Raw genomic sequence first — 16,068 nt, 5'->3', positions numbered from 1 at the left:
CTCACATCTCACATAGTGGGAAGTTTGAAATCTTTTTTTCGGTACCCAGTGCGGGTCTGGGTTGGCCGGATGGCATGACGAGATTTCGGGTCTGCCGAATTACTCCATATCGAAGGGCAATTCACTTGCGGATTGCAGAAAGTTCAATCAGGTCCGGCGGATTCGACCTACGGGGACATAGGTCCCCGGCGTGCAGGGACGGTTCTCGGTTGCGTGGATTCGGGTCCAGTTACCCATGCGAAAGAACTGTGGTCAGCAGTGAGAGGCAATGTCCGCTTTGTGAGCTATTGCAGTCGTCGGGACCTAAGCCCTCGACGATTCCGCGGATTCACTCAATAGCTGAACTATAGCTACTAAAGGGTAACTACAGCGTAAATGGCACCGTGACATTGCGACGATTGAACGTGAACGATCGTCCAACATTCTTTGGGTGTGTGCTGGGAAGAAAAATTGCCGCTTAGAGTCTTGACCTGCAACATTATTCGAATTGAACTCCGGCCTTGGAGATGTTCTCATAGTACTCACGCGGCACGTGCAATGCCTCCGGATTATCGAGTTGCAATGTTGCCGATACCTAAGCGGAACATTTGCTCTTCTCCATCTTTAGCTGTGCCTGAAGCATTCGGGTGCAAACGGGAAATTCCGAAGAACGGTCGGGGCCTGGCGGCTCGCAAACGGGAAGGTTGGTCAGATGTCGGCATTGGACATGTCCATGGCGCCGTCGCTCGGGTATCGGCGTCCGCGCATCGTGCCGGACTCCCGTGCGGAGTTTTCCTCGCGTGCTGCGTGGCAGCATCGATACATACGTGCTCTGGCAGTGACGGATTCGCTGATTGTCGTAGCGGCGGTTTCGGCTGCGCAGTGGCTTCGATTCGGCGCCGCGCCGACCGCCGTCGACGCTCGGGAGCTCGGGCAGTTCAGCTACACCGGTTTGTCGATCGGCGTGGTGATCGCGTGGCTGGCGACGTTGCAGATATTCAGGACCAGATCTGCGAGTGTGATCGGAAGCGGTCCTGAGGAGTATCGGCGAATCCTGGTGTCCGCGATGAGATTGTTCGGCGTCATTGCGATAGTAAGCCTTCTGCTTCGTCTCGATATCGCCCGGCTCTACCTCGCATTCGCGTTCCCTGTCGGCCTTCTCGCGCTACTGGTGAGCCGTTGGCTCTGGCGTGGGGTGATCGTGCGAAGGCGTACTCGCGGTGAGTGCCTCACATCGGTACTGGTGGTGGGCAGCAAGGATGCCGGCGCTGAACTTGCACGAAACTTCGAGCGGGGTAGCGCAGACGGTTTCCGCGTGGTGGGAGTGTGTGTGCCGGGGTTCCTTCGGCGCGCGGACGAGTCCATCGCAGTCGACGGGCGTGACATACCGCTCCTCGGTGGTGAGACATCGGTAGTCGAAGCGCTGGAACTTGTCGGCGCAGACACCGTTGCCGTGACGGCAACCGAACATCTCGGCTCGGATGGCATCCGTGCACTTGCCTGGGATCTGGAATCGCGGGACGTAGATCTGGTCGTTGCGCCAAGTATCGTCGACGTGTCGGGGCCGCGCCTGTCGATGCGGCCGGTGGCCGGTCAGCCTTTGATACGCGTCGAGCGACCGAAATATCATGGTGCGCAACGCTTTGCGAAATCGTCGTTCGACGTAATTTTCGCGTCATTGTTACTGGCAGCAATTGCACCTGTTCTCCTGGCCGCGGCTCTGGCGGTCAAGCTCTCGAGCCCGGGCCCGGTGTTGTATCGAGCGGAGCGAATGGGACTGGACGGCAAACCATTCCCGATGCTGAAGTTCCGTTCGATGGTCCAGAACGCAGACTCACAGGTGGAGTCGTTGATGGCCCAGAACGACGGCGCCGGTGTGCTCTTCAAGATGCGCGACGACCCGCGCGTTACACCGGTCGGGCGCTTCTTGCGCCGTTACTCGATTGACGAGCTGCCACAGTTCGTCAATGTTCTTCGGCGCGAGATGAGCGTGGTCGGCCCCAGGCCTCCGCTTCGCCGCGAGGTCGAGGCCTACGACGGAACTGTCAGTCGCCGACTTCTTGTCAAGCCGGGGATTACAGGATTGTGGCAGGTCAGTGGACGATCGGACCTTTCTTGGGAAGAGACTGTACGACTGGACCTTTCGTACGTCGACAACTGGTCGCTGATGGGTGATGTATTGATCGTCGGCAAAACGTTGAAAGCGGTGTTGGCCAGCGACGGTGCGTACTGAGACGTGAATGCGGATTCGGGACCGACTTCAGTTCGTGATGTTCTCGGTGGAAAGGCATAGCTCCCCTTGATCTTTCGTACGTCGACAACTGGTCGATGACGAGCGAGAACACGATCGTCGCGAAGGTGCTCAAGGCGATGTTGGGAAGTGATGGAGCAAATTGACCAGGAGAAGTTTGTGTCGGAACCGCCAAAGTTGAAGTCGTTGCTTGTTGTGGCGCCCTGGTTGGAAGGTGGGGGTGCACAGAAGTCATTGTGCGGGTTATTGCGCGGGCTTACCGACACACATACGACCGTGGTCACTTTGTTTGCAGGATGCCGAGACTTCAACGAGGTTGCGGACCTCGCAGACGAGTTCGTCATGCTCGACTATCCAAGGAGTCCTGGCGGACTGGTCGGAGCCAGTCGAGCCATAGCAACACATCTACAGCATTCGGATGTGGTCTATTCACTGATGAGGGGTAGCCATGTCGCACTCGGCGTTTCGAGTTTGCTCAAACGTCTTCCGGGTGAGCTGATTGCGACCTTCCATCAGTTGCCGAGTGCGGATGAAACTGGCGTTTTCTCCCTGGTCGAGAACATGCTCGTTCGCAAAGCACTTCGGCACGCAAAGCTGATCACCGCGCCTTCGGAATCAGCCGTGAGTCAGATTCGTCAGCGACGCTACGGACCGCACGCTCGGCTTGTTTACGAGCCGAACTTGATCCGAGTTGACTCGAGAGAAACCATTCGTCGTGAATCTTCGGGGGCACCGCTACGGCTCCTGGCCTGTGGCCGTCTATCCAAGCAGAAGGGCTTCGATCGTATTCCCGAACTGCTGTCAGATATCGAGATTCCGTGTGAAATAAAGATCTTGGGATCAGGACCGGAAGAAGAAGACCTGAAACGGCGGTTCGGCAGTACGAAGTCTTCTTCGCATACGGTGGAACTAGTAGGACGCGTCGATGACGTTGTGCCCTATCTGGATTGGTCAGACGCGGCATTTATGCCCAGCCGAAACGAACTCAACCCTGTGTTCGTATGGGAGGCGTGGGCGCGCGGCCGGCCGGTTGTTGCTGCCGATCTACCTGCATTCGAGGATCTGCGAACCTCCGGGCCGGTGCTCACATTTACCGGCGCGGCCAGCCTTCGGTCCGCCCTCGGCGTCGTATCGAGTGACGAGTACCGAGATTTCGCCTATTCAATGGGTTTGCAGGCGTCCCGAACCATGACGACCAGGAGTGAGATCGTTGCCCGAATACAGTCGTGACCACCCGCGCATCCTGGTCATTCACGCATACAGTGCTCAAAACTCCGGCGACCGGTTGCTGGTGGAGGAAACACTCGAATTGCTGAGATCGGTGTGGCCGGATTCTGTCGTCGACGTGATTGCCACTGATGCCGAATCGTTCCGTCACCATCCGATGGCGGATCATGTCAAGTTTCATCAGTGGACGTCGGCATGGATTCCGAACCCGAAAAAGAAGGCATCCGTACGTGTTTCCATGCTGGCCAGTACCGTCACCGGCGGGCCGGCACCTGTCAGGATACTGTTCGAGCAAGCGGATTTGATAGTCGCTGTCGGGGGCGGATACCTTCGGGGTTCGTCCGTTTCCGAGGCCCTGAAAACTGCGGGGGCGCATTTCGGTCAACTCGATCTTGCCGCACGAAGTCGTGCGCGCAAGATCTATCTGCCGCAGAGTATCGGTCCGTTCCCGAACATTCTCCGTCGGCGTATCGCGAGTTCACTGAAGGCGATGGATCAGGTGCTCGTTCGTGACGATCGATCACGGGAATTGTTCGCCGACCTGACCAATGTCGAACGAATCTCGGATCTGGCGGTTCTCAAGATGGCGGAGGTCCGTACACCTCGTACTATCGAGATCACGCATGGCCCGGTAGTCGTGGCACGTGAGCTGTCCCGCCCTGGATCCTACGAGAACACTCTGTCCGACTTGGCTCGGTCAGATCATGTTGTATGGGCGATTCAGTCCACCGGTGGCGGAAACAATGACACTCCACTCACCGTCAAATACTCCTCGGGAACCCCAAAGCCATTGCAGCACTATCTGGAGAGCGCGGAGAATCGCGTCGTTGTCAGTACACGCCTGCATGGATCGTTGTCTGCATTGCTCGCCGGAAAGCCGAGTGTGCACCTGGGCTACGAACGAAAATCATGGGGAGCATTTCATGATCTGGGGTTGGAACAGTACGTTCTCGATGCCCGACGGACTTCGGCAACTCGCGTTCTCGACGCGGTGGAATCGATACGAGACGATCCAGCCACTTACTGGCGCCTGATCGATTCACGCATCGAGGCCGTCGCGTCCCAGAGGGAACGCCTACTCGGCTCCCTGGCTGTGCCATGCCACCTGCCGACGGCTGGCCAATGACATGAACCTCTCGTTCCTGTTGTTTGCCAGTGTTTTTCTCTTGCTGATCGCACGTGTACGTGGGGTGACGGTGTTGCCAACCCGCCGTCAAACCTCAACAGGTACCAGAAGCGGGCTGATCGGGATCTGGTTTTGGGTATCGGTGATATGGCCGGTCCTTTTCAAGGCGGTGTTAGGTAGCGTCCTTGCCCTATACCTTCCAGTTTCTGGCTCCGCGGTCTTCGTGATCTCCTACGTGCCTTCGATTGTCATCGGAATCGCGATTTTCATCGCCTCTCTCGGGTCCCGAGATTCATTCCCCTATATCCCCGCGATACTGGTCATGGCGGTGGCGATCATGCCGATCCTCATCTTCGGGGTCGTGGACATCGGTGTCGTCGGAGCGATATTCATGATTGTGCCTACGCTCCTGTGGTGCCGCGCGCTCTCGGTTGACGTACTGAACTGGCCCCGTCTTTGTTACCAGGGTCTGCTTGCGCTTTGTCTGAGCATGGCTGTGGTTTTCGTCGTCTGGCCTGAGGCTGTGGTCGAGACCTGTCGGTTGGACAAGTGCACTGTGGCGGGCCAAGTGCTCACGTCATCGATCACAGGCAATGGCAACTTCCTGGGGCTGTGTGTCGCACTGCTGAGCGTCGTTGCCGTGTATCGGCAACACTGGATCACAGTTGCGGCGGTTGGACTGGCGAGCCTCATCGTGATCGAAATTTCTGGCAGTCGAACAGCGATGATCGGTCTGGTTCTCGGCTACCTCGTAGTCCTCGGTATCGGAAACCGCATGTCGCGGGTTGTGGCTCTGGCAGCTGCGATGGTTGCGTTGGTGATTTCTTTTGTGCCAGTGTTCCGAGTTTACGGGCTCCGCGATTACACCTATCGCGGTGCTTTGTGGATGAGGGCGAAGGAGCTGATTTCGGAGAGTCCGAATGTTGGTCACGGCGCGAACTATTGGACGGAGCATAACGCGTATCGCTTCTCCTCCAACTATGCCGCGCACAACATTTGGTTAGAACTCGGCGTTGCCGTCGGGTTTCTCGGAATTGCCGTGCTTGTCGTCGCTGCGGCCTGGGCGTTGCTGACCACTGACGTGGAAAATCGATACTTGGCATGGGCGCTGATCGTAACTACGGTCGCTGTGGGATTTCTGGAGGCGCCCATCCAACCGTATCGAACCGGTCTGCTTCCCTTCCTGTGCCCTCTCATTCTTCTCTTGTGCTCCTCGGGTATGCGGAAAAGATCAGTTGATACTTCGGAGACGGAAGACCTTGCGATGGAAGATATTCGAAGCTCACATGTTGATGCCGGCCTGACGAGGGATGGTGCGCGATGAAAGTTCTGCATGTCACGGAAGCGCTCGGAGGAGGTGTAAGCACCGCGATCTTGAACTATCAGGCGTTGACGCCAGAAATGCATCACTGCGTGATTGCTCGCGAACGGGCCGGGCAGAGCACATACAATTTCCCCTCCGAACTCAGCGTGACATTGGTACCTGGAAGTTTGGCCGCACTTTTGCTGTCCGCGATTCGTATGGTGCGCCGGGGAGATTTCGATGTTCTCCACCTGCATTCCAGTCTTGCCGGTCTCGCCCGGATCATCCCGGGGCACCGAGCTGGAATCGTATACACCCCACACTGTTACGCATTCGAGCGCACCGACGTCAGTCCCCTGGCGCGGGTACTCTACAAGTCCGTTGAGCGTGGGCTACTCTCGATTCGGCGTCAGTGCGTTGTTGCCGTGAGTGGACGAGAAGCCGAGTTGACTACGGAGTTGTCGAACTCCTCCACCTCCATCGTGGTCGGCAATGTATCCCCGACCGATCACGGCGCATATTTGCGCGCAAGCAGCCCTCGGACAGCGGAAGCATCGGCTGAAAGAAGCCGAGTAGTGATGGTGGGAAGGATATTTCCCCAAAAGGATCCCCAACTGTTCGCCGATATTGCAGCAAGGTTGTCGAGCAGGTTCGAGTTCGTGTGGGTAGGAGACGGCGAAGCCGGGTTGAAAGAAAGTCTCGTGGAATCCGGGGTTCGGGTGACGGGCTGGATTCCAGCTGAACAGGTGCTGGATGAAGTGCGCGCCAGTTCGCTGTATCTCCATACCGCGGCCTGGGAGGGCGCTCCGATTTCCGCTGCGGAAGCCGCCGCGGTCGGTGTCTCGGTGATCAGTCGTGACATCAAAAGTATGGTCTCGCTTGGCTATCCAGTCGCTGGCAATACTGCGGAGTCTCTGTCAATGGCCGTCACACATTACTTCGACTGCCTGGACTACCGAACGACTGTTCAAGCCAAGACACAATATTTCAACCGAACAGTGGACGTCATGAGTTCGCGTACAGCACTCATCGACGCCTATGCATTCGCGATAGGGGCTTCTCGATGACTTCATCGGTCACCGTCATTACCATCACCAGGAATGATCTTTCGGGGCTGGTCCGCACGATCGAGAGCGTCCGGGCTCAGAGTGCACAGGGAGTCGAACACATCGTGATCGATGGTGGTTCGACGGATGGAACTGTCGAATACCTTGATTCGTTGGGTGATTCGTTAGTGTGGAACACAGGCCTCGACAGCGGTCGCTATGACGCAATGAACATCGGTGCGGAACTGGCGAGTGGCGAGTTGCTGTGGTTCATGCACTCGTCCGACGTGTTCCATTCATGTGACGTTCTGGAGAGAGTCTCTCGAGATCATCAAGGAGGGGGCGTCTCTTGGCGGTGGGGTTACGGGCTGAGCAACATCCACGACTCCGGAAGTTCCATCGGAATCGGTGGCCGTATCCCGTTCAGTCTGTCCCGATTCGCGCTAGGTGGAAACATCATTCCCCATCAAGCATGTGTGATCGAGAAGTCGCTGCATGTTGAGATCGGCGGTTACGATACCGAATTCGGACTCAGTGCCGACCAACTGTATCTGTTGAAGATGGCGGTCCGATCGCAACCGCGCGTGTGGACCGAGTTCTTCTGTGACTTTGATTCGGCCGGCGCTGGTTCGGTGCGGGGCATGATGGATCATTACCGGGACATGCGGCGATCACGCGCCCTGACCGGAATTACAGTCTTCAGGGCGCAGTGGCTCGATTATGCGGTGTCCTTGGGGGTTGCGCTTCTCGCAAAAACCGACCGTGTTCAAAGACGAGTTCTAGCAGGGGTGACTCCTCGTGTCCGATGACTATTTGGAACCCACAACGCAATCAAGTGCGGAATTCGCAGTTGTCATACCAGCTTTCAACGCGGAAGCCACACTTTTGGCGTCAATCGAGAGCGCGCACAATGCGGGCGCTTCGGAAGTCATCGTGGTGGACGACGGATCCACAGACAGTACCGCCGCGTTATGTCGCGCCCACGATATACGTGTCCTGACGCAGCCAAATGCGGGTGCATACCTCGCGAGACGACGGGGGGCCACGCTCGTCACGGCACCGTACATCGTGTTCCTGGACGCGGATGATCTTCTGGTCGCACCCGGCATTCACGAGTCCTTGCGTATTCTCTCTGCACAGGCGGACTGCGCAGTCGTCGCTGGACGTGTGATGGCGAGTCTCCCACGTGGGCGTAGTCGGTTGAACAATCAGTCGTACTCCGAGATCAATACTCGAACCCTGTTGACACAAGGGTATGGTCCGTTTCCACCGGGAGCGGCGCTGGTTCGGCGTGCCGATTACGAAGCAGCGATTGCGCTGGACGTACCGGAGATCGTCGAGCGTTACGCCGACGACTACGAAATGTTCATTCGTCTATCCGTCGTCGGCCGAGTCGTTCAACACAACACCGTTTCCCTCGTGTATTCGATGTACGCAGGCAAATCCATTGGTTCTCCTGAGAAATCGCTGTTGTGCAAGGAATCGATCAGGGGGCACTACGCGCGACATCTGGGGATCCCAGTTCGGCTGATGAGCGCATCGGCGGTTGCCGCAGCTGCGAACGCACGCATGGGACGAGCGTCGTTCGCGCAAGGTTTGTACTGGCGGGGTTGCGTGAAGGTAGCAGTTGCCGCGTGCTACAAGGTACTCGCTCGGATCGGCGACAGCGGTCTGAAGCAGTCCACAATCGTGTCTGGCGCTGGAACCTCGGAGACACGAGGGTGAACACAGTGGTCAGCTCATACGTGAGGTCGGCGAAGTCGATCGACCTGGGCGGGACCGGGTTCTTTCGACTGGTAGGTCTGCTGGCCGGCGCTTGCGCGAACTTCGCCGTAATAGCAATTCTGTCTCGGGACTACGGCGTCGAGTACTACGCCTTCTATGCGCTGATGGCGTCCATGTTGAATCTACTTCCCTTCGCGGACTTCGGTATCGGCGCGACCATGGTGAACGCGACAGCAGATTACCGAAGTGGTGCACTCGATCGGATGTCGTTCCAATCCCATTTTCGGCGGGCGAGTCTGGTCACCGTTCTGGTATCCCTCGCTGTCGCAAGCCTCGCGTTCCTGTTCTATCAGATGGGGCTGTGGGTGCCAGTTCTAGGCGCAGTCGGTGAGATGGATCATGCGTCGGCGCTGGCCACAGTAGTGATTGTATCTGCGGCAGTTGGTATTCCATTGGGTTTGGGGTCACGCATCCTGCAGGGTTGCGGAAAGATGCGCGTTGTCGTTACCGCAGCGTTGATCGGTCCGATCATTCAACTGATCGTGATAGGGGTTTGTTGGACTACTCAGGCGCCGGCCTACCTGTTTGTTCTGGCACCGTGCACAGGCTACCTCGCCGTCGGATTTCTTACCCTTGCTCTCGCGCTTCGATCGATTTCCGGCGATGAGGGTTCGTTGATCGGCTGGCGTCTTACAAGCCCGGTGCGAGTTCGCATAGCTGAAACGGCGGTTCCGTTTTTTCTCATATCGATCGGCATGGTTGTCGGGTTCCAGAGCCATAGGTTGCTGATCTCCACTTTTGGAACGGTCGAAGACGTCGCACAATATTCGGTGGTGGCGCAATTCGCTGGACCCCTGCTGGCTATCTTGGGAGTGATGGGCCAGAACTTGTGGTCAAGATATCGCGAGCGATACCGAATCGGGACACTTCGGGTGCGTGAATTCGCCCAGCATATAGTACTTCTCGGCACTGTGGGCGCCGTATTTGCGCTTGCTCTGGTCGTCATCAGCTATCCGGGAATTCGGTTTGTCTCGGGTGGAAGTCTTGTCGTCCCGCTGGCAACCGTTTTGGCCGGAAGTGTTTACATCCTTGTTGTTTCGGTGCATCAGCCGGCGGCGATGTTCCTCATGGACCCGCGAGGACTATGGTTGCAAGTCCTCTGTGTCTGGCTGAGCGGCCTCGTCGGAATGGTATTGGCAATATCCCTGATTCCTGAACTCGGAGCCGCCGCACTCTACTTGGGACTATCCGCAGGAATGGTTGTACTCCAGGTTATTCCGTGTATCTATATTTCGGTTCGGCGAATTTCAAGCATGGAGAAGGCGGTGGAGGCAGGCGTGACCGTGTGAATAGCTGCCCGAAAATCGTGAAGTCGCACATACATGAAGGAGAGAAATGAAGAAGGCACTGATCACAGGCATCACCGGTCAAGACGGCTCCTATCTCGCGGAGTTGTTGCTGGGCAAGGGATACGAGGTCCACGGACTTATTCGTAGATCGTCCACGTTCAATACAGCTCGAATCGATCACATGTATGTGGATCCCCACACGCCGGATGCAAAACTGTTCCTTCATTACGGAGATCTCAGCGACGGGGCGCGTTTGGTCACTCTTCTCGCACAGATACGCCCGGACGAGGTCTACAACCTCGCAGCGCAGTCCCATGTACGGGTAAGTTTCGACGAGCCCGAACATACCGGTGACACGACGGGAATCGGGTCGATCAGGCTGCTCGAAGCAGTCCGGATGGCTGGTCTCGAATGCAGGTTCTACCAGGCGTCCAGCTCCGAGATGTTCGGTGCGACACCGCCTCCGCAGGACGAGCAGACTCCCTTCTATCCGCGATCGCCGTACGGTGCGGCGAAGGTGTACTCGTACTGGATCACCAAGAACTACCGCGAGGCGTACGGGATCTTTGCCGTGAACGGAATTCTGTTCAACCACGAATCTCCGCGGCGAGGCGAAACATTCGTAACTCGCAAGATCACGCGAGCGGTGGCGCGGATCAAGGCCGGCCTGGAAAACGATTTGTACATGGGTAATCTCGATGCAATCCGCGACTGGGGCTACGCGCCGGAGTACGTGGAGGGAATGTGGAGGATGCTTCAGGCCGACGAGCCGGACGATTACGTGCTCGCGACAGGCGGTAACTACTCGGTCAAGGATTTCCTGACGGTGGCCTTCGAGCACGCGGGTCTGAACTGGGAAGATCATGTGCGCTTCGACGAGCGCTATCTGCGGCCGACGGAAGTAGACGCGTTGATCGGAGATGCAGGTAAGGCGGAGCAGAAGCTCGGCTGGAAGGCGACTGTACATACCCCCGAGCTGGCTCGAATCATGGTCGATGCGGACATAGAGGCTCTGAAGTGTGAGGGCAAGCCCTGGATCGACCGCCCGAACCTGGTGGATTGGGAGCATGCCCGATGACGGGGGAGTACGCGCAGAAGTCCCTCGATCGGAACGATGCGGTGTACGTCGCGGGCCATCGTGGACTCGTGGGTTCAGCGATCTGGCGTCGTTTGGAGGCCGACGGTTTCAATCGCCTTGTCGGTCGCACGTCCGCCGAACTTGATCTTCGCGACCGCGGTGCCGTGTTCGAGTTCTTCGCCGCCGAGAGGCCGAAGAACGTGGTCCTCGCGGCAGCCAAGGTGGGCGGGATACTGGCGAACAGCACACTGCCGGTGGACTTCATCTCCGACAACCTTCGCATCCAGGTGAACGTGATGGACGCGGCGGCCGAGTTCGACGTAGATCGCCTGCTGTTCCTCGGATCATCCTGCATCTACCCGAAATTCGCTCCTCAACCGATTCGCGAAGAATATTTGCTGACCGGTCATTTGGAACCGACGAACGATGCATATGCCATCGCCAAGATCGCGGGAATCCTGCAGGTACAGGCTGTTCGAAAGCAGTTCGGGCGTCCGTGGATCTCCGCGATGCCGACCAATCTCTACGGCCCGGGTGACAACTTCTCTGCCAAGGGCTCTCATGTGCTGCCAGCCCTCATCAGACGCTTCGACGACGCGCGCCGTGATGGAGCTGCTTCAGTCGTGAACTGGGGCAGCGGGACGCCGAGGCGCGAGTTTCTCCACGTCGACGACATGGCGGATGCCTGCCTTCATTTGCTCGACCACTATGACGGAGCAGAACACGTCAATGTTGGTACAGGCGAGGACCAGAGCATCGCGGAGATCTCTGCGATCGTGGCGGACGAGATCGGGTTCGACGGCGAGATCGAATGGGATCATTCGAAACCTGACGGGACGCCGCGGAAGTTGCTTGACATCGGGAAGCTTCGAGATTTGGGGTGGCAGCCCAAGATTGATCTTCGTGCGGGGATCGCATCGACCGTGGAGTGGTATCGACAGAACGTCGATTCGATCAGGACATGAAGTACTACAGCATTATTCGACGTAAACTCGACTTCGACAGGCAGACATCGTTATGACTTCTCGTATTGCGGTATTCGGCACAGGCTACCTCGGGGCGACACACGCAGCTTGCATGGCCGAGTTGGGTCACGAGGTTCTCGGGGTGGATGTTGATCCGAACAAGCTCGCTATGCTCGAAGCTGGGGAGGTTCCTTTCTACGAACCGGGACTCGAGGAAGTACTGCGCCGCAACATAGCCGCGGGACGTCTTCGATTCACGGCTTCCTACGAGGAGGCCGCAGAGTTCGCCGACATCCACTTCCTCGGCGTCGGTACGCCGCAGAAGAAGGGGGAGTTCGCGGCCGACATGCGTTTTGTCGATTCGGTGATCGAGACACTCGCACCCCTCTTGACCAGGCCGACCGTAATCTTCGGGAAATCAACTGTGCCAGTCGGTACAGCAGAGCGATTGGGTGCGCGGGCACGGGAACTGGCGCCTGCCGGACAAGACGTGGAGGTGGCGTGGAACCCGGAATTTCTCCGGGAAGGCTACGCGGTGAAAGACACGCTTCACCCGGACCGGCTTGTGCTCGGGGTCGACCGCAATCGACCCGGACGTGCGGAATCGATTGCGCGTGAAGTGTACGAGCAACTCTTGAACGAAGGTATTCCCTTTGTTGTGACCGACCTTGCGACTTCGGAGTTGGTCAAAGCATCAGCCAATGCATTTCTGGCAACGAAGATCTCGTTCATCAATGCGATCTCGGAGGTGTGCGAGGCTTCAGGTGCGGATGTGACCGTTCTTGCCGATGCCATCGGCCACGACGAGAGAATTGGTAGGCGATTCCTCAACGCCGGAATCGGTTTCGGTGGGGGCTGCTTACCGAAGGACATCCGTGCTTTCATGGCACGTGCTGGTGAGCTGGGAGCAGATCAAGCACTCACATTCCTACGCGAAGTCGACAATATCAACATGCGTCGTCGTACTCGGATGGTCGAACTGGCTCGAGAAGCGTGTGGTTCTCTACTCGGAGCCAATGTGGCGGTTCTCGGTGCAGCCTTCAAGCCTGACTCCGACGACGTGCGCGACTCACCTGCGCTGAACGTTGCCGGGCAGATTCAGCTGCAAGGCGCTGCCGTCAATGTCTATGACCCGAAGGCGATGGGAAACTCGAAGGCGTTGTTCCCCACCCTCACTTACACTTCGAGCGCACTTGAAGCGTGTGCAGGCGCTGATGTCGTCTTGGTTCTGACCGAGTGGGCCGAGTTTCGAAAGTTGTTGCCGTCGGACCTCGAACCTGTCGTCCGCAAGAAGGTCATCATCGACGGACGTAACTGTCTGGAACCGACCACCTGGCGCGACGCAGGGTGGACCTACCGAGGTCTCGGAAGGCCGTAAACCGGTGAAACCTTCACGGAGGGTGGGTGTTGTAGGCATCGAGGGGAAGTGGCCGTGTGCCTGGGACCAAAGTCCGTCAGCGAGCGAGCTGTGGCCGGGGGAGATGCTGGGATAGCCGCTCGTGCATCACAGGGTGAGGGGCATGTTGCCTTGTTCGGTTGGTATGCATCAACTTCCGGCGCCAAGTTGCGTAGTTGGTCGTCGACGGACGTTGGTCCTACGGCCCGCTGTGGTATGTGACCCTTTCATGGTCGGCACGGTCGACTGACGATGTCTAGGAAGTTTCGAGGCTCCGTTGCGGTGGTGAAAAGACCAATGACGCAGTAGAGTTCAGCCTGGCTGCACGTTGTGTCTGCTCTGCGCGATGTGTGAGTGGGCCCGATGTCAGTGTCGCGGGTTTGTCAGTGTCGCGTGTGCGCCACTTCCCGATCATGCATCGGCCAGGAAGTGAGATGTGTGAGATGCCGTGAAGGCCTCTCCCCCTTGGCTGTTTCGGCAAATACCTCGCGCTGTGACGCAGGGACACGCGATAGAAGATTGGCTGCCTCGTTCAGCCTGCATTGAGTGCAGCGGCTCGACAGCGGCTGTCGATTACTACTCGAAGACGTGATACGTGTTCGAGCCGAAGGAGATTCGACGATGGATGTACGGGACTACCTGAAGATTTTGCAGGCACGGTGGAAGATAGTCGCTGTCGTCACTGTGGTCGTGATCTTGGGCGCATTGGGCGCCTCGTTGATTGCCACGCCGATCTACCAGGCTTCCACGCGCCTGTTCGTGTCGACTTCTACCGGAACAACCGTGAACGAGGCTTACCAAGGTAACCAGCTCTCACAGCAGTTGGTCACTTCCTACGCCAAGCTCCTTACCGGCGAGACACTGGCACAGAGAACGATCGATTCAGTCGGGCCCGATCGACTCGGCGGGCTTTCCGCTGTGGAGATTTCGTCCAAGGTGACCGCCACATCGGCGCCGGATACAGTACTGCTCGATTTGAGCGTGCAAGATGCGTCGCCTGAACTGGCACGTGAAATCGCAAATGCGCTCTCGGACGAGTTTGTCGTGATGGTCAAAGATCTGGGTACGCCCGCAAATGGTGGCACAGCACCTGCGCGCGTCGTTGTCGAACAGCGAGCACAAACTCCCGCGGAACCGGTGTCGCCGAAGACTTCGCGGAACGTGGCGCTCGGTGCCGCGATCGGGCTTCTGCTGGGGATCGGGTTGGCTGTGGTGCGTGATCGCCTGGACAACACGGTCAAAGAGCGCAAGGTGGTCGAAGACATCGCCGGCGCGGCGATGGTGGGAACAATTCCGTTCGACAAGGAACGCGAAGTTCATCAAGCGATCAACTTCCACGAGGGCAACTCCGCAAGTGCCGAGGCGTACCGCGAGCTGCGAACCAATCTGCAGTTCCTGGCCGTGGATCGCCCACCGAGTGTCATCGTCGTTACGAGTTCTCTTCCCTCCGAGGGAAAGACCACGACTGCGGTGAACATCGCACTCGTGTTGGCCGAGGCAGGCAAGAAGGTGTGTCTCGTCGAAGGTGACCTCCGTAAGCCTCGCGTTTCGAAGTATCTGGGACTTATCGGAAGCGTTGGTCTGAGCTCGGTCCTGGCCGGGCAAGCAGATCTCGACGACGTACTTCAAGTCACGAGCAATGCTGACCTGACGGTCCTTGCCTCAGGTCCGATTCCCCCGAACCCGAGCGAACTTCTGGGCACTGACACTGCCCATGCGGTCTTTACCGATCTCCGCAGAAGGTTCGACTACGTCATCATCGACGCCTCGCCGTTGCTTCCGGTTACGGATGCTGCAGTTCTTTCAGCGCTGGCGGACGGTGCGCTAGTGATTGCTCGTCACGGCACGACGAAGAGGGAACAGTTGAGCAGGGCGGTCGGCAATCTCCACAGTGTGGGCGCGACGATTCTCGGCACTGTCATCACGATGACCCCGCTGAACGGTCGTGGGGTCTACGAGTACAAGTACTACTACGATTCCGATCCGGTTGTCGCTGACGTGGCCGTGGAAGGGTCCGTCGACAGCAATCCGGTCGGCGAACGAAAGGTCACGTCGACAGTCATCTGACCTGGTCGTACTTTAAAATCCCGACGCCTCATAGGGCCCTCGAGCAATGCTCGGGGGCCCTTCTCTGTGTGGTGAATCGGACGCGATCTCCAGTCGGGTCCTCTGAGTCTGCGACGCGCACTGCCGGAATGCAGGTTCATCGGCCGTCGCAGTAATCGGGTAGGCACGGGCATGCGGGATGTGACGCTGCGGTCTGAGCTGTCCCTGCTTGACCGGTGCCTCTATGACTGTCGATCTGGTTGCGCCCGACGAGGCCTTGTGGGCGTCTCGGTTGGAATCGAGTGGCGAGTGTGGCGGACCGCAGGAGGACCAGCCCGATTCGGCCTCGAGAGTTTCGCAACGCCTAGATGTCGATCTGGCATCCCGCGATGGATTTGGACAGCGGGTGCGGGGGTTGTCGGCCAGCTGCGACACAGCATGAACGCGTTCTTGGCCGATGTCGGTGGTCATATCGGCCACGGGGTCCGTCGGTCTGAGGGCCGGAAAGGGATAGCGTCGACTGCTCTGGGTGAGGTGCTCGCGTATGTCGGCGACCCGGTGGGGCTCAGTCGCGTCC

At 58.0% G+C, this 16,068-nt stretch carries 12 protein-coding genes and 1 pseudogene; all 13 read left to right on the top strand.

Features of this window, described 5'->3' with window-relative positions:
• Window positions 1-691 precede the first annotated feature (691 nt).
• Entirely contained in the window at window positions 692-2,212 is a 1,521-nt protein-coding gene (locus QM609_RS13040; protein WP_007726602.1) for a sugar transferase, read from the top strand.
• Between the two features lie 150 nt (window positions 2,213-2,362).
• Window positions 2,363-3,460: a glycosyltransferase gene (locus tag QM609_RS13035; protein ID WP_007726604.1), complete on the top strand. Its 1,098-nt coding sequence runs from the start codon at window positions 2,363-2,365 to the stop codon at window positions 3,458-3,460.
• A complete protein-coding gene (locus tag QM609_RS13030; RefSeq protein ID WP_007726608.1) occupies window positions 3,441-4,583 on the top strand; it encodes a polysaccharide pyruvyl transferase family protein in 1,143 nt (380 codons plus the stop codon). Before QM609_RS13035 ends, QM609_RS13030 begins: the two co-directional genes overlap by 20 nt.
• A gap of 1 nt (window position 4,584) precedes the next feature.
• Complete coding sequence (locus QM609_RS13025; protein WP_054187556.1) at window positions 4,585-5,907, top strand: O-antigen ligase family protein; 1,323 nt, start codon at window positions 4,585-4,587, stop codon at window positions 5,905-5,907.
• Complete coding sequence (locus QM609_RS13020; protein WP_007726612.1) at window positions 5,904-6,953, top strand: glycosyltransferase; 1,050 nt, start codon at window positions 5,904-5,906, stop codon at window positions 6,951-6,953. The genes QM609_RS13025 and QM609_RS13020 overlap by 4 nt, the downstream gene beginning before the upstream one ends.
• Window positions 6,950-7,240 (top strand): annotated as a pseudogene (locus QM609_RS13015) (glycosyltransferase); the annotation flags it as partial. The gene QM609_RS13020 and the pseudogene QM609_RS13015, both read left to right, overlap by 4 nt.
• Window positions 7,241-7,408: 168 nt before the next feature.
• The gene (locus QM609_RS13010; RefSeq protein WP_228232624.1) at window positions 7,409-7,741 is read left to right on the top strand and encodes a glycosyltransferase family protein; all 333 of its coding nucleotides are present in this window, start codon (window positions 7,409-7,411) and stop codon (window positions 7,739-7,741) included.
• Window positions 7,731-8,657 (top strand): glycosyltransferase family 2 protein, encoded by a 927-nt coding sequence (locus QM609_RS13005; RefSeq protein WP_007726615.1) that lies wholly within the window; start codon window positions 7,731-7,733, stop codon window positions 8,655-8,657. Before QM609_RS13010 ends, QM609_RS13005 begins: the two co-directional genes overlap by 11 nt.
• 164 nt (window positions 8,658-8,821) lie before the next feature.
• On the top strand, window positions 8,822-10,006 hold the full coding sequence (locus QM609_RS13000) for a polysaccharide biosynthesis protein (RefSeq protein ID WP_228232495.1): 1,185 nt from the start codon (window positions 8,822-8,824) through the stop codon (window positions 10,004-10,006).
• 46 nt (window positions 10,007-10,052) lie between these two features.
• The gene (gmd, locus tag QM609_RS12995) at window positions 10,053-11,084 is read left to right on the top strand and encodes a GDP-mannose 4,6-dehydratase (protein ID WP_003943737.1); all 1,032 of its coding nucleotides are present in this window, start codon (window positions 10,053-10,055) and stop codon (window positions 11,082-11,084) included.
• Window positions 11,081-12,049, top strand: a complete 969-nt coding sequence (locus QM609_RS12990) for a GDP-L-fucose synthase family protein (RefSeq protein WP_054187555.1) — start codon at window positions 11,081-11,083, stop codon at window positions 12,047-12,049. The genes gmd and QM609_RS12990 overlap by 4 nt, the downstream gene beginning before the upstream one ends.
• A 52-nt stretch (window positions 12,050-12,101) precedes the next feature.
• Window positions 12,102-13,427 carry a UDP-glucose dehydrogenase family protein gene (locus QM609_RS12985; RefSeq protein ID WP_007726621.1) on the top strand — a complete coding sequence of 442 codons (1,326 nt, stop codon included), beginning with the start codon at window positions 12,102-12,104 and terminating at the stop codon, window positions 13,425-13,427.
• A gap of 639 nt (window positions 13,428-14,066) precedes the next feature.
• The gene (locus QM609_RS12980; protein WP_283337292.1) at window positions 14,067-15,512 is read left to right on the top strand and encodes a tyrosine-protein kinase domain-containing protein; all 1,446 of its coding nucleotides are present in this window, start codon (window positions 14,067-14,069) and stop codon (window positions 15,510-15,512) included.
• Window positions 15,513-16,068: the final 556 nt, after the last annotated feature.

This window comes from Rhodococcus sp. IEGM 1302 (assembly GCF_030056935.1).
Taxonomy (GTDB): domain Bacteria; phylum Actinomycetota; class Actinomycetes; order Mycobacteriales; family Mycobacteriaceae; genus Rhodococcus_F; species Rhodococcus_F qingshengii.
This window is presented reverse-complemented; position numbering and strand designations above follow the sequence as displayed.

What these genes read in the sequence shown, in the direction of transcription:
- QM609_RS13035 (WP_007726604.1), top strand. Translation starts at nt 2,363, where the DNA reads ATGGAGCAAATTGACCAGGAGAAGTTTGTGTCGGAACCGCCAAAGTTG.
- QM609_RS12985 (WP_007726621.1), top strand. Translation starts at nt 12,102, where the DNA reads ATGACTTCTCGTATTGCGGTATTCGGCACAGGCTACCTCGGGGCGACA.
- QM609_RS13020 (WP_007726612.1), top strand. Translation starts at nt 5,904, where the DNA reads ATGAAAGTTCTGCATGTCACGGAAGCGCTCGGAGGAGGTGTAAGCACC.
- QM609_RS13000 (WP_228232495.1), top strand. Translation starts at nt 8,822, where the DNA reads ATGGCGTCCATGTTGAATCTACTTCCCTTCGCGGACTTCGGTATCGGC.
- gmd (WP_003943737.1), top strand. Translation starts at nt 10,053, where the DNA reads ATGAAGAAGGCACTGATCACAGGCATCACCGGTCAAGACGGCTCCTAT.
- QM609_RS12990 (WP_054187555.1), top strand. Translation starts at nt 11,081, where the DNA reads ATGACGGGGGAGTACGCGCAGAAGTCCCTCGATCGGAACGATGCGGTG.
- QM609_RS13025 (WP_054187556.1), top strand. Translation starts at nt 4,585, where the DNA reads ATGAACCTCTCGTTCCTGTTGTTTGCCAGTGTTTTTCTCTTGCTGATC.
- QM609_RS13040 (WP_007726602.1), top strand. Translation starts at nt 692, where the DNA reads ATGTCGGCATTGGACATGTCCATGGCGCCGTCGCTCGGGTATCGGCGT.
- QM609_RS12980 (WP_283337292.1), top strand. Translation starts at nt 14,067, where the DNA reads ATGGATGTACGGGACTACCTGAAGATTTTGCAGGCACGGTGGAAGATA.